The organism is Mucilaginibacter sp. (assembly GCF_965225845.1).
Taxonomy (GTDB): Bacteria; Bacteroidota; Bacteroidia; order Sphingobacteriales; family Sphingobacteriaceae; genus Mucilaginibacter.
Genome location: NZ_CBDDBL010000002.1, coordinates 146,352 through 159,949 on the forward strand (window position 1 = coordinate 146,352; position 13,598 = coordinate 159,949).

13 protein-coding genes are annotated in these 13,598 nt (G+C 43.2%); 3 read left to right on the forward strand and 10 right to left on the reverse strand.

Annotation, left to right across the window (positions count from 1 at the left end):
- Positions 1–4: 4 nt before the first annotated feature.
- The gene (locus ACYZ0U_RS04455; RefSeq protein ID WP_461450254.1) at positions 5–604 is read left to right on the forward strand and encodes a MiaE family protein; all 600 of its coding nucleotides are present in this window, start codon (positions 5–7) and stop codon (positions 602–604) included.
- A 25-nt stretch (positions 605–629) separates the two neighbouring features.
- Here ACYZ0U_RS04455 and ACYZ0U_RS04460 read toward each other — a convergent pair whose 3' ends face one another.
- Entirely contained in the window at positions 630–2,228 is a 1,599-nt protein-coding gene (locus tag ACYZ0U_RS04460) for an FAD-dependent monooxygenase (RefSeq protein ID WP_461450256.1), read from the reverse strand.
- Between the two features lie 7 nt (positions 2,229–2,235).
- Complete coding sequence (locus ACYZ0U_RS04465) at positions 2,236–2,943, reverse strand: SAM-dependent methyltransferase (protein WP_461450258.1); 708 nt, start codon at positions 2,941–2,943, stop codon at positions 2,236–2,238.
- A gap of 56 nt (positions 2,944–2,999) precedes the next feature.
- Here ACYZ0U_RS04465 and ACYZ0U_RS04470 point away from each other — a divergent pair, with 56 nt between their 5' ends.
- Positions 3,000–3,713, forward strand: a complete 714-nt coding sequence (locus tag ACYZ0U_RS04470; protein ID WP_461450260.1) for a hypothetical protein — start codon at positions 3,000–3,002, stop codon at positions 3,711–3,713.
- 18 nt (positions 3,714–3,731) lie between these two features.
- Positions 3,732–4,130: a PH domain-containing protein gene (locus ACYZ0U_RS04475; protein ID WP_461450262.1), complete on the forward strand. Its 399-nt coding sequence runs from the start codon at positions 3,732–3,734 to the stop codon at positions 4,128–4,130.
- A 622-nt stretch (positions 4,131–4,752) separates the two neighbouring features.
- On the opposite strand, the gene ACYZ0U_RS04480 is transcribed toward ACYZ0U_RS04475, so the two are convergent.
- From ACYZ0U_RS04480 to ACYZ0U_RS04515, 8 genes are all read right to left on the reverse strand, one after another.
- Positions 4,753–6,009 carry a pyridoxal phosphate-dependent aminotransferase gene (locus ACYZ0U_RS04480; protein ID WP_461450264.1) on the reverse strand — a complete coding sequence of 419 codons (1,257 nt, stop codon included), beginning with the start codon at positions 6,007–6,009 and terminating at the stop codon, positions 4,753–4,755.
- Between the two features lie 52 nt (positions 6,010–6,061).
- Positions 6,062–6,802 (reverse strand): acyl-CoA desaturase, encoded by a 741-nt coding sequence (locus tag ACYZ0U_RS04485; protein ID WP_461450266.1) that lies wholly within the window; start codon positions 6,800–6,802, stop codon positions 6,062–6,064.
- Between the two features lie 394 nt (positions 6,803–7,196).
- Positions 7,197–7,658 (reverse strand): ferritin-like domain-containing protein, encoded by a 462-nt coding sequence (locus tag ACYZ0U_RS04490; RefSeq protein WP_461450268.1) that lies wholly within the window; start codon positions 7,656–7,658, stop codon positions 7,197–7,199.
- 152 nt (positions 7,659–7,810) lie between these two features.
- Positions 7,811–8,497, reverse strand: a complete 687-nt coding sequence (locus ACYZ0U_RS04495) for a GNAT family N-acetyltransferase (RefSeq protein WP_461450270.1) — start codon at positions 8,495–8,497, stop codon at positions 7,811–7,813.
- 264 nt (positions 8,498–8,761) lie between these two features.
- Positions 8,762–9,508 carry an SDR family oxidoreductase gene (locus tag ACYZ0U_RS04500; protein ID WP_461450272.1) on the reverse strand — a complete coding sequence of 249 codons (747 nt, stop codon included), beginning with the start codon at positions 9,506–9,508 and terminating at the stop codon, positions 8,762–8,764.
- Between the two features lie 77 nt (positions 9,509–9,585).
- Positions 9,586–10,158 (reverse strand): Crp/Fnr family transcriptional regulator, encoded by a 573-nt coding sequence (locus ACYZ0U_RS04505; protein WP_461450274.1) that lies wholly within the window; start codon positions 10,156–10,158, stop codon positions 9,586–9,588.
- A gap of 163 nt (positions 10,159–10,321) precedes the next feature.
- Entirely contained in the window at positions 10,322–10,783 is a 462-nt protein-coding gene (locus tag ACYZ0U_RS04510; protein ID WP_461450276.1) for a MaoC family dehydratase, read from the reverse strand.
- Positions 10,784–11,001: 218 nt separating this feature from the next.
- Complete coding sequence (locus tag ACYZ0U_RS04515) at positions 11,002–13,452, reverse strand: DUF5686 and carboxypeptidase regulatory-like domain-containing protein (RefSeq protein ID WP_461450278.1); 2,451 nt, start codon at positions 13,450–13,452, stop codon at positions 11,002–11,004.
- Positions 13,453–13,598 lie beyond the last annotated feature (146 nt).

Consider the following 13,598-nt stretch of genomic DNA (forward strand, 5'->3'; position numbering starts at 1 on the left):
CCCTGTGAGCGAGAAAACCATACTAAAACTACAATTACCTACCGACCCAACCTGGGTAAAGAATGTTGTTGAAAGCAATATTGAAGAACTATTAACTGACCATGCTTTTTGTGAGCAGAAAGCTGCCAGCAATGCCATTACGCTGATCGTTCAAAACCCTAATTTATCCGACCTGGTGCAGGAAATGATTTCCCTGGCACAGGAAGAAATGGATCACTTTAAACGGGTTCATGAATTAATCGTTCAACGTGGTTTTGTTTTGGGTAGGGAGCGCAAAGACAATTACGTAGGCGAACTGCAAAAGTTTATTGTAAAAGGCGGCGGCCGTATAGTGCAGTTGATTGACCGTTTATTGTTTTCTGCAATGATTGAAGCCCGTAGTTGTGAGCGTTTTAAAGTGCTATCCGAAAATATTGATGATAAAGAGTTAGCTGATTTTTACCATGAGTTGATGATCAGCGAGGCTACACATTATGCCATGTTCATCCGTTTAGCTAAAAAATATTGCGGTGATATTGATGTAGATGCCCGCTGGAAAGATTACCTGGAACATGAAGCTGTAGTAATCCAGAATTATGGTAAAATGGAGCGGATCCATGGATAATCTCACCAACAGTTCAATGAGAGGACTATACTACACCAATAATATTTTTTAAGTAATTATCCATCATCGTAATATCGACCACATCATTAATGTAACCAATGTACATATCCGGCCTAACAATTAGCGCCTTTTGACTGCGCGGATTTACTTCGAAAGCCTCAAATACATCCAGGTTTTTGCCTGATGGCGGCAAGTAGAAGAAATTAAGCAATCCCGGGTAGGTTTGTGTAATCCATTTAGCTACGGTGAATAGGTATAGCTCGTCAAATTTGCCTAAGATGATAAGGGTAAAGCCAGGTTTGCTGCACCATTCGTGTAAATCTGTTTCTTCGTGTTTCTTTTCGTCATATACCTTTAAATAAGGCAAGCGGTCGCCGGCTCGTACTTTAATGTCCTTGCTCAAATGCAGGTTGATGAGGCTTTCAGTATAGCAAATATCAATTTGCGATACCCGCCTGAAAAACGCCAGCCGGATCTTCTCGCTTTTCCATAATCTATTCAAAAGCCTGAACAGGAACCATTTTTTTAACAAGCCCATAAAAAAATTGCCAGACATCACGATGTTGAACACCCTGTCGGTTGTTTTTAGCAGGGCTTTGGCTACAGGCATACGCTCGTGCGCGTAACTGTCTAAAATGTCGGATTTTAGTTGTCCGTTCACAACACCGGCCAATTTCCAGGCTAAATTATAGGCATCCTGCAAGCCGGTGTTCATACCCTGTCCGCCAACCGGCGAATGGATATGTGCGGCATCGCCAATTAAAAAAGAGCGCTGAACACGGAACTGATCCGCCATGCGGTGGTGCAGCTTGTAAGTAGTGAACCAGTTATTATGAATGATCTTTAACTTCGACCTGATGATGGGATCGATATAAGGAATGATCTCTTCAATTTGGACATCCTCCCGGTCGCCAATGGCAGCAGGCAGGTTACCTAAAACACGATAACTTTCTTCCTCCGGCATAGGGAAAAATGCAGCGAAACCATCTTTCGAAAAATACATATTCATGTAATCCTCGGTTAAGGCTATCGTATCCAGTTTGGCATCTATCAGGTAAAAATAATGCGCGTAGGTATCTCCATTAAAGTTTAAGCCCGATTGCTTACGCACCACGCTATGTGCGCCATCAGCTCCTACCACCCAATCGCAGCTTAACTTATGTTCACCATCGGCATTTTGCAGGATAACATCTGCGCCGTCAGTTTTTTGCGTTAACGATGTCAGCGTCGTATTCCAATATACCGGGCAGCAGTTTTGGGTGAGATAATCCAGCAGCAAACGCTCGTTTTTGCTTTGCTCATACATTAACAGGTAGGGGAAAAGTGTTTGCCCTTCGCCAACATTGGTTAGCGATAACGATGCTTCTTTCTTGCCATCCTGGTTAAATACAATGCCCCTTGATGGTTTGCCATTCGACAATACTTTATCGATCACACCCATCTGGCGGTAGATCTCCAAGGACCTCGACTGAACGGCTAACGCTTTGGAATGAATAGTCGGCCCGTCCTTGCTATCGATAATGATCGGCTGCACACCATAACGCAGCAATTGCGCTGCCATCATCAATCCCGACGGTCCGGCGCCTACGATGAGTACTGGGGTATGTTGCGGAATGATGAGCATTTATTGATTAACGAAACAACAGGAAAATAGTTGGGCGTTTATGCAACTCGGGTACTTTTTTTTGCCATTCGGCGATGGTTTTAGTTTGCACAAACTCTGTCGCAGCGGTAAGGTCAGTCGCGATACACAAACGTGTTTTCGGGCTGCATGACCGCAAAATTTCCTCCAGCATCGGGTTGTTGCGGAACGGCGTTTCGATAAATAATTGTGTTTGATTATTTTTTACAGCGGCAGCTTCCAGTTCTTTAATACTGCGGGCACGTTCCACCTTATCAATAGGCAAATAGCCATGGAAGGTAAAGCTTTGTCCGTTAAAGCCGGAAGCCATCAACGCCAGCAAAATAGAGCTCGGCCCAACCAGCGGGACAACTTTAATGCCCATACGGTGTGCTTTTTCTACAATATCCGCACCCGGATCTGCAATACCGGGGCAACCCGCCTCGCTCATCAGGCCCACATCGTTACCTGCCTGCAGGCCTTTGAAAAATTCGCCGCCATCACCTTCGCGGTTATGTTTGCCGTAGTCGTGAATGATCAGTTCGCTTTGCGGCGTTTTCAACCCGGCTTCTTTTAACATGCGGCGGGCAGTTTTTTCGTTCTCTACAATATATTCCTTAATGCTGTTGATGGTATCAACCAAATAAGGCGTAAATGATTTAGCGGCCGCGTTTTCGGCAAGGGGGACGGGGATTAAATAAAGGGTTCCGTAAGGCATATTGCAAAATTGGCTTTTTTTATTTAATTTAAGCTACTGTAAAGGAGGCTAAACTATTGAATTCATTAGGCTTAAATTGGTTTATTGAGGGTTCGCTTGATTTTGAGCATAAAAAATATGTGCTTTTAAATTATTTGCAGGAAATAAACCGACATTTTGATAAAAGTAAACTCTACCCAAATCTAACAGACTTGGTTTTTCACTACAACAACCTGCTCGATTTTAAGCAGAACAAAACCACCCTACAACAAGCTTTTCCGCAGCGGTTAACCAAGGCCGACATTGAAGCGGTTAAACTCACTTACAAAAAGATAGTGGCGGATGACAGCACCATGCAGGAAATTGAGCACATCATCAATTACGCCATCGCTAAGATGAATTCGACAGTACAAATCGGCAGGGAGATCTATGATTTTGTGGAAAGCCGCCTGAACATTGACCCGATTGGCCTGATCCCGCTGAAAGTGGATTATGGCTATTTCTCCCTGCGCAATGGCAGCGATAAAACCAACTGGATCTACGAGTACCAACTCTCCATATTTAAAAATAAGGATGATGCCTATCGCGACATTAACGTGGTACTGATTGACACCTACGAGCAAAGCATCACCAATACGCTTGAATCTGTCAAACTCAACCTCATCAATCATCGCAGGCATTTGCCTAACCCGGCAGTTTATTATGTGCAAAGCGATATCAGTTTCCCGCTGGAGCAAACCTTATTGCCGGTAGCGAAAAGGTGTTTGGTGAAGTATATAATGGCAGCGTAAACCATACCTTTGCCCATTATGAAGGATGTTTATAAATCGAAGATCGGGCCGCCGATCATGTTCCCGCTGGTTACTGTTGGCGGCAGTTTTATCGCCATGCTATTTACCCGGTCCTGGCCCGCGGTGGCGGCTACCGGTGTGGTTACCTTGGTAATGATCCATATGTGTTTTAATACCTACTACACAATTGCCGGCAACTGGCTGCTGGTTAAAAATAGCTTTGTTATTAATAAGAAGATCGACATCGGCACAATTAAAAAGATAGTACCCATTAAAAATATGCTAAGCGCGCCCGCGCTTTCGATGGACAGGCTGGAGATTTTCTACAATCAAAATGAAAGTGTGCTGGTATCGCCGGAAGATAAGGAAGAATTTGTGGAGCGGTTGAAGGGGATTAATCGAAGGATTGCTGTCTGATTCGATTGCCTCAACCGGATTTTCCCACCTGCTCGTTTGTAACTAGTCCTTAAAATGGGTTTGCGATTGCATCTTGCAGACGCATTGCAAATGCGAAAAAGAGTTAAGCACTCGTTAGAAACGAGCGCAAGTTTACTTTTTAGCGGGTCAGTTTCAATATTTCAAAGAACATTCTTCGCCCTTCACAAGAGCTATTAACCGGTCCATAGGACTCCTTCGGAGTGCATACAAATTTCAGGAAATGATTTGAGAAAAGTACTGACACTGTTTTGTCAGTAGTTGGGGCGTTTGTGAGCGTAGATTGACTTTCGCTTGGTATCGTTGCGCTAAGCGTCACTGTTTTCGGTTGTTTGTTTTTCAAAGGCTCTCAAGAGGGCTCCGCCGTTCTTTTGGCCGTCAAAAAGAAAGTAACCAAAGAAAAACTCCCGGCTGCGCCTGCTTCTATGAAAGTTGGTGTCAATTGTTCTGTTGTACTACCCGAACCAGACGATGCCGATATTTGGAGTTAACGGGGCTTGTGCGTTTGAATGGCGGCAAATGTCTGAACTCGAATTTATAGAATTTAAGAATTAATCGAATTGCAGCTTATTCTGGCAATTCAATTAATTCTATCAATTCCGGTTCAGACTAATTTAGCCAACGCTTCCTTAATCCTCGGGATCATCGCCCGAATGTCTTCTAAAGTAATAGCGCCAACCGATACGCGGAACCAGGCCAGGCCTTCATCGGTACCAAAAGCGGAGAATGGCACTAAGGCCACTTTAGCTTCTTTAATGAGATAAAAGTTGATATCCGCCGGGTTGTTTAATACCGTTCCATCAGGTGTGGTTTTGCCGGTATAGTCAACCTTTACGGTTAAGTAGATGGCGCCCATGGGCTCGATAGAATCAACGTTAAAACCTTCAGTTTTCAATTGCTGAAAACCTTCATGCAGGGTATTTAAACTTGCCTGTATGTTGGTTTTTAACTTAGCCAGGTAAGTGTTTACGTAAGTATCGTTAGCTAAAAATTTAGCCATGGCTACCTGCTCGGCTTTTGGCGCCCAGGCACCCATGTGGCCTACAATGGCTTTCATGTTGTTAACTACGTTCGTTGGGCCAAATCCCCAGCCTACGCGTATACCCGTAGCCGCAAAGCATTTGGACGAGCCGTCAACAAATATGGTATAGTCTTTTAATTCAGGGCGTAAAGTAACCGGGTCGAAGTGCTGGTGCGCGCCAAATGTTAATTGCGAATAGATCTGGTCGTACATTAAGTACAACGGTTTTTCGCCGGCTGCACGGGTTTTGTTTTCGGCAATCACCAGGTCGCAAATTTCTTCTAAATCCTTTTTACCAAACATGGTACCGGTTGGGTTCAGCGGCGAGCATAAAGCCAGCAAAGCAGCGCCCTTTAAATGAGGACGGATCTCATCCGCCGTAGGCATAAAGTTATGCTCAGGCCGGGTAGTTATCATTACAGATTCAGCACCAAGCAAATCGCAATAGTGGTTGTTATTCCATGACGGGGTAGGGAAAACTACCTTGTCGCCGGGATTAACCACAGCTAAAAATATAGAATAGATCAATGGGCGTGAGCCGCCTGAAATTAAGATCTGTGTTGGGGCGTAATCTAAATTATACCTGCTTTTTAAAAACGAGGAAACACTTTCGCGCAGGCTCAGCATACCATCTGCAGGAGGATAATTGGTTTGGTTATCATTATAAGCAGCAATGATGCCTTCCTTCAGTTCGGCAGGGATTGGGTAGATGTTAGAATCGAAATCGCCGATGGTTAAATTGGCAATATTTTGTCCCTGGCGTTTTAACTCGTTTATTTCGCCGGCAATTTTGATGATCTCAGAACCGCGAAGGCCCTGCGCTAATTTAGATACACTCATTTTGATAAGTAAAAAGCCAAAAGTAAAAAGTCAAAACGACTTCAACGAATTTTTACCTGTTTAAAGTAGAAGGCTTTAATTTGATCAGGCGGATCCAATGCATAAACTTCATGACAGGGTAAACCGGGTCAACCTCAAACCAGCGTGCGCCAAAGTTGGCATTATTGGGGCGTTTATGGTGATTATTCTGGAAAAGCTCGCCTAATAACAAAAAGTCAAATGGGGTGGTATTTTTTGATTTATCGTTATTGTCGAAGTTTGAATAACCGTACTTGTGGCCGCACCAGTTAACAATAGCGCCTTGTATAGGGCCCATTAAAAAGTGTACCGGCAATAATAAGAACATCCACCAATGGGTAGCAAAGGCTACGTAAAAGGCAGTATAAAATACACCAAAGCCTATGCGCATAGCCAGGCTCGAGCCTACGGTATCAATAAATTTCCATTCGGGATAGTGGCCGCCGAATTGTGCGTCAGGTTCCTTAACACGGCTTTCGTAAGCCTTGTAGCTGGTTGCTGTGTACATCATCATCTGGAATACATCTTTAAAAAAATGCGGCGAATGCGGGTCTTTTTCAGTATCGCTGAACGCGTGGTGCTCGCGGTGCATAATTGCATATGCACGCGGGTTTAAGAATGATGATCCCTGGAAAATGAATGTCAGAAAGTAAAAAACACGCTCGTTAAACTTGTTTGTAGAGAACATTTTGTGTGAGACGTACCGGTGAAGAAAGAATGTTTGGAAAAACAAGGAGAGGAACCAGTGAGCCAAAAAGAAAATAAGTATTATCACGAAATTGGTATTGATAGAAATAAAAAAATCTGTTTACAAAGATACGATTTAATCCCGTAAAAAGTTTTTTTAGAACGTCGGCGGTTAAATAAACCTGCTTTGGTAACGCGGGCGCGACTGTAAAAATATTAATTAAGTAAGAGCCTGTTTCGCCTGCATTTAACGCATTTATAGTGCCTGAGTGGTAAAAAGAATAAAAATATTTTAATTAACCAGGGTCGTTTTATCCTGATCAGGTCAGATCGGCTTGTTTTACCGCACGGACACGTAGGCGCTAATGGTAAGACAGGGTCGGGGATACTTATCATAGCTTATGGGTTGAGCCTCTGATCAAATATAATAAAAAAAGCCGTACTATCAGAAATAGTACGGCCTCATTCTCAATATAAGCTGATTATTCAGCTTGCCTGTCGCGTAAAAACTTGATCTGGTCATGAGCGGCAATTATGCCTTCCTGTTGACGGGCGATAATCTGCTCGTTTTGAACAGATAAGCCGCTTTCAGGTGTTAAGGCATCTTTATAAGCTTTTTTAATAGCATCTTCGCCGCGTTCGCACTCAGCTAATACACTTTTACGGTCATGTCCGGTAAAAGTAGCTTTTACGTCAAGCCATGCACGGTGAATGCTGCCGCTTGCGCTGTGCGTGTTATCCGCTTCGCCACCTAACTGATTAACAGCTGCAGTAAGCTCCTGTACATTTTTACGGCTGTCGCTGCTGAACTTTTCGAAGATCGCTTTTAGGTCTGCATCACCCTCGCCTAAATCTTTGCTTGCATGCTCAAAGCCCGCGATACGGTCATTATTGATCTCGATCAAATCGTTTAATACTTCAACTGATTTTTCTATGGTTTCCATAATAGTAGATTAAATATGTTTTGTTAAACCATATGCAAGTATCTTGCCAGTATTTATTTTTTAATTTAAAATAAAATTAAGAAATGTGGATAAGAAAGATTGGGGCATTACCTTTGGCCCGGGCTTTGCCATTGCCCGAAAGAGGTTGAAAATTACTTTATCTTTTGCAGTATATTAAAGTAAATGGTAGTCCTGGGTGTAAAGCCAATGCTTTCGTAAACCTTAATTGCACGTTCATTGGAATCCTTTACATGCAGTATTGGAATATTACCCGCTGCCCGCATCCGGTGGATCTGGCCCAGCAGTAATTGCTTAGCATACCCTCTGCCCAAATAATCCGGGTGGGTGCAAACAGCGCTGATCTCGGTGTATTCAAAAATATGCAGGCGCTGGCCTGCCATAGCTACCAGTTTATCACCATCAAATACACCGTAGTAATGCCCGAAATCAATGGTACGAGCTGCAAACGGACCGGGGTTGGTTAACCGGGTAAGCGCCAGCATTTGGGGTATATGCTCTTCAGCCAACGGAACAAGATCTATCTCAACTTTGGCAGCTGTTGTAGAAGCGTCAAACACCATCTGGTAGGCGTTATTGGGGCTTAGCAACTTCCAGTTTTTGGGAGCTTTGCGGCCTGTGTTGCTTACAAAGCCTACCGGGCCGTCATGGTCGGTCACATCATGCAAAATCTGGAACTGCTCATCGGAATTGTCCTTCATACCCACGAATGGCGATACATCAGTTGCGAAGTACTTTACCTGATCATTACCAAAAGCGAGGTTCTTATTGCCGGATAAAAGCGCATTCCAGCAGGGGTTATCTAATACATGTTCCATCATCGGCAAACGTATAAAAAAGCGATAAGATGAGGGTAATCAAATTGTATAATTTAGTACCGTTGTGTTCCGGTAAATGATGAAACAACCATTACAATTGATACACTTTTAAGACAAAAAAGAGCGTTTTTGGGTCTAAAAACGCTCTTTTCACATTGCTTTTTAATCATTTTTTGACCAAAAACCACCTTTTTTAAGCAAAAAAAAATTAAAAAACGAGACTTTTTTTCTTATTTCTACCCATTTTTTTGCCTTTTAAACACTTTTTTATACCAGCACATGCCCGCCATCCGCAATAATAACCTGCCCGGTACTGTAGGTTTGGCGCATCAGGTAAATATAGGTATAGGCTATATCTGCTGCTTCGGCGATGAATTTTACCGGCAGTTGATTGCCAATTTGTTCATACATGGTGTCACGATCCGTAACTGCCATATCCGACCACAGATCAGTTTTTACAAGGCCCGGTGCAACCATATTTACCCTTAACGGTGCAAGTTCAACAGCCATAGCGCGTGTAAATCCTTCCATGCCTGCGCATATGCTTGCCCCCAGTGACCATCCCTTGCCCGGCCTAACACTGGCGGCGCCACCTGTTAATACAATGGAACCGCCGGTGTTAATATGCGGTGTTGCATATTTTACTGCAGTTAACGCTCCCCAGTAACGCAGTTCGAAAAAACGTTTTGCTTCCGCGATAGGCATATCCTGTAAGGTCTTTATTACCAGGTTTTCGCCGGCAGTATAAACCAAATGGTCTAATGGACCGATTTTGTCGAATAGTTCCTTTACTTGTTGTTCGTCAGTGAGGTTTACTGCAAAACCTTTACTGCCTTTCGGCAATTGCTCAAGTGCTTTATCAATACGTTGCTGATTGCTGGATACGATGATCACTTCGGCGCCTTCCTGCGAAGCCGCTATGGCTGTTGCTAATCCTATACCGGCGCTGCCGCCTAGTACTACAACCCTTTTGCCTGTTAAAAATCCTTTGTTTTCAGATGTTTGGTCTTTCATAATTATACTTCTTTTTAGATGAAGCAAATTTGCGAAAGCTATTGCCTGTTACAATTAACAAATGGTAAAAAGCAGTCTTATCTTAGATTTTTCCGGATGCGGCTGAGTGATTGCGGCGTAATGCCCAGGTAGGAAGCAACATCGCTCAGCTGTACCTGCGATGCCACAAAGGCCTGTTGGTTAAGGAAGCGTTTATAACGCGCGGTAGAGTCAAGGCCGAGGTAGCCGTTGGCCAACGCGATCTTATCCATTAAGCCCTGTTGCGTTATCCTCGTTATCAATTCCTCCAAATAAGGTATCTGGGTGTAAAGATGATCAAGTGTTTTGCGGCTGAGTACTAATACTTCGGCATCGCTGGCAGCTTGTATCTGTTCGTGTGCGGGTACCCGGTTATTAAAACTATTGAGTATGCTGCAAAACTGGTTGTCCTTTAAAAAGAAATGGATCACCGGGTTACCCTGCTCGTTGATCACCATAATGCGCAATACACCTTTGCAAACAAAAAATAATTCGCGGCAGACCTTGCCGCCGCTAAAAAGTTCATCACCCTCACTATAAGCCCGGCGCTCGGTGGCCTCTGCAATTAATTCAGCATCACCTTCCCGAAATTTGCCGTATCCCCGCAGAAAAGCCACCAGTTGATTTTCCATGCCCCGAAATTAGTGATTTTTGAAAGAGTGCAAGCGCATTGGCCAAATCCCGGATATTCATTTCCACCTAAAAAGCGCGCAAACAGCAATAGAGGCCTGGTCGGGAACCGGACTTTACAGGTTCTTCACTACGTTCAACATAACAATTGTTGGTAAAGTTCGCTTAATCCAAAAAGTGATACAAGAAAACCACCTCACCTACATAAGCAGGTTTTTTTACGCCCTCAATCTCCATCGTAACACCTATATTGGCTTTTGTAACGCCGCGCAGGTTAACAATTCCGGCAAGCTTGGCTATCAGCCTTACTTTGCTGTCAACCAACACAGGTTGGGCAAACCGCATACTCTCTATACCGTAGTTAATTTCCATTTTCAGGTTTTGCACGTCGGCAATCTGGTGCCAAAAGTAGGGCAGCAGCGATACCGTTAAATAACCATGGGCAATGGGGCCGCCAAACGGTCCTTCGCTTTTTGCGCGTTCCGGGTCGGTGTGGATCCATTGGTGGTCGATGGTTGCGTGGGCAAACTCATTAATCTGCTCCTGGGTTATGGTATGCCAGCCTGATGTGCCTAACTCCTTACCTAAAAAAGCTTCAAATTCTGCATGGGTTTTAATAACAATCATTGTTTCGGAATTGTATTGGTAACGGATTATGCGGTAAAAGTAATAAAGTAGCGGGAATTGCAAAGAGGGGAAGCTGTTTTTGTTGGTAGGATTATCTGAACCGCATCACTTCTACACTTAGCTATCAGATATAACATTGGACTGGTGAGGTGATAACACCGACCAGAAGCTAAATTACCAACCCGGTAAAAGCCTTAAAATTAAATAACTGATTTAACTTAAAAACTAACCCCCAACCTAACCGCTGAATTTACATTGCTCCCACTGTTAAACGATTTGCCATACATTAACCTGAAGTTGAGGTATTGTACGCCGAAGCCCAGTTCAGTATAGTTTTTTAATGAAGAGGTGCTCAAATAATTCGCATCGACGATCTCCTGTAGCTTCAGCTTCCTGATCAGCGGGATTTTATTCAGGATAAACCCGGAGAAGTTTTGCTCAAAGTGCCCTTCTATATATTCCTTGTAGGTGCTAAAGGTATAATAATTGAGCAGCAGAAAGCTACTAATGCCACTCTTATAGAATAATACCTGGTTACCCGCAAATTGCTGGTAGTCGGGGTAATAAAGTTTGTTATCGTTCAGGAATTTGCCCGCGCCAACATAAAATGAGCTTTGCCCCAACACGCCCGCGTTTATATTTGATTTAGATATATCGGCAGATAGCAAACTATAATCCACATCAGAGCCTAACACGCCTTTTATACCTGTGATGTAATTTACACCAATGGTTGGATAAGGCGACGGCAGATAACGCCTGCCGGTAGGGAAGGTCTCGTATTTGTCGCTAAAATCATATGATGTTCGTAGAGTGATCTTGAATGATTGGTTCTCAGGAAAAAGCGGTATGTCTGCATTAGGTAAAAGCGGATTGTTAGACATGTATGTCTTGTTGCCGGGGTTAAAAAAACTATAGGATGTGGCATTAGGTAGCCAGGTCCTGTCGGCCCATTCCGCGCTGGCACTTGCGAGCCAGCCACCGGCTATCCGTTTATTGGCCGAGAGCGATACATATCGTTTTTGGTAAAGCTTTTCATAGTTCTCCTTCTCAAACAAACTGTAAAATGTGTTAACGAGCGGAGAGATAGGATTGTCACCATTTAGATCCACAACTTCTGAACCAGCCTTAATACCAAGCGTGAATGAAGATACCGGTAATAAGGTGTAAACATTCCCGGTAAATTTATGGTCGGCAAAACCATAACCGGCTTTAGCGCCAATTACCAGGTAGCGGTTGTTCAATGTATCAATGCGTTTGGAGAATGATCCGCCATAATTAATATCAAAGCCCTGTACGGTGTTGAATTTTACGGCTGTTAGCAGCGGATCAAGGTTGAGGTATTCGTGCTTATACCTATCGCGGTAATGGTAACCGCCCAATATCGCGCCGGCATTAAATTTATTATTCACCCTATCCAGCGAATCAAGATAGGGTTTTGATTCGCGCTTACGGGCTAGCACAGCTTTATTTTTGTAATCGGTTTTTTCTTCTTCGGTTAAAGGTATGGGCCGTTCATTCGCCCAAAAAACAGAATCCTTTTTATTGATGCCTGTTGAAATGCGCAATACTTCGTTAAATTCGTTTTTACTGAAGACAGGCTCAATATTATAATTCTTATAAACAGAAATAAAGTACCCGCTGAACTTAAAACTGAAGAATCCGCCCACAAATTCAAATTTGACGGTCGAAGGCATCCAGGCCGTTTTCCCTACCGGGAAAAACTGCTGACTGAAACGCAGCGTATCAACAAAATTGATGTTTTGCGCTTTGGTTATAAATAAATTCAGGCTATAAATGCGCCAGCTATCTTCCAGAATATAAATATCACCCTGGAAACAGGCGTCATAAGTTCGCTTAGGTGTAACCCTGATCTTGTAAATGGTTTCACCATTTTCAACCGTTTTGCCCAGGAGCTTATATTTGTAATAAAACAAAGCGTTATCAGCAACAGGCGATATCACCGGGCGGTTGCTTAAGCCTTGCCAAACCTGTATATTTTCGTAAAAATTGATCTTCATGTCGGATGCCCTATTGTAGCTAAATGCCCGGTTGCTCCCGGATACTTTGGAGGAGATCATTTCCTCGTGTACTTTATCAGGCTGCTCAAAACTGTATTTAGATTGCGATTCAGACAGGTAGATAATGCCCCTGCGGTTTGAATCAAGGCCGGCTTCGCTGGTAGCCTTCTGAACATCGAAACCCATGAATTTTTTTGGCGCGGCTAATAATTTTTGTACGCCTTTTATATAAACATCGCAGGTGTAGGCTTTAACTTCTTGCAGGTGCTGTTTGCGTTTTTTTATCGCTTTGCGGATGATGCCATAAGCCGGGTTCTCGCCCGTAGCGCTGATCACTACATCAGTAAGCTGATAGCTTTCAGTTTTTAAAACAATATTAAGCTGTTTATTTACTGTAAGAGTTACCACCTTGTTTTCCTGTTTGTATCCAACCGAACCGAATCTTATTTCATAGGTGCCCGGCTTTAATTGCAGGGTGTAGTCGCCATCGCTGTTTGATGATGTGCCCGCTGTGGTGTTTTTAACATATATACTTGCAAAAGGTATAGGCTGATTATGCTCGTTTGTTATTTTGCCGCTTACAGATACCTGCTGGCCAAAAACAGCAATCCCGGGTATCATAAAAAATAATAAGGCAATAATGAGTTTCATTTACGATGTTTCCACTAAGATGAAACTTATTTACGAGTTATGTAAATGAGATCCTGTTAATTATTGTTAAAGTGACAACACAAGTACAAATTCAGATTTTTTAAAAAACATTTGCGCAATCAGATAATTGCACATATATTAGCAAT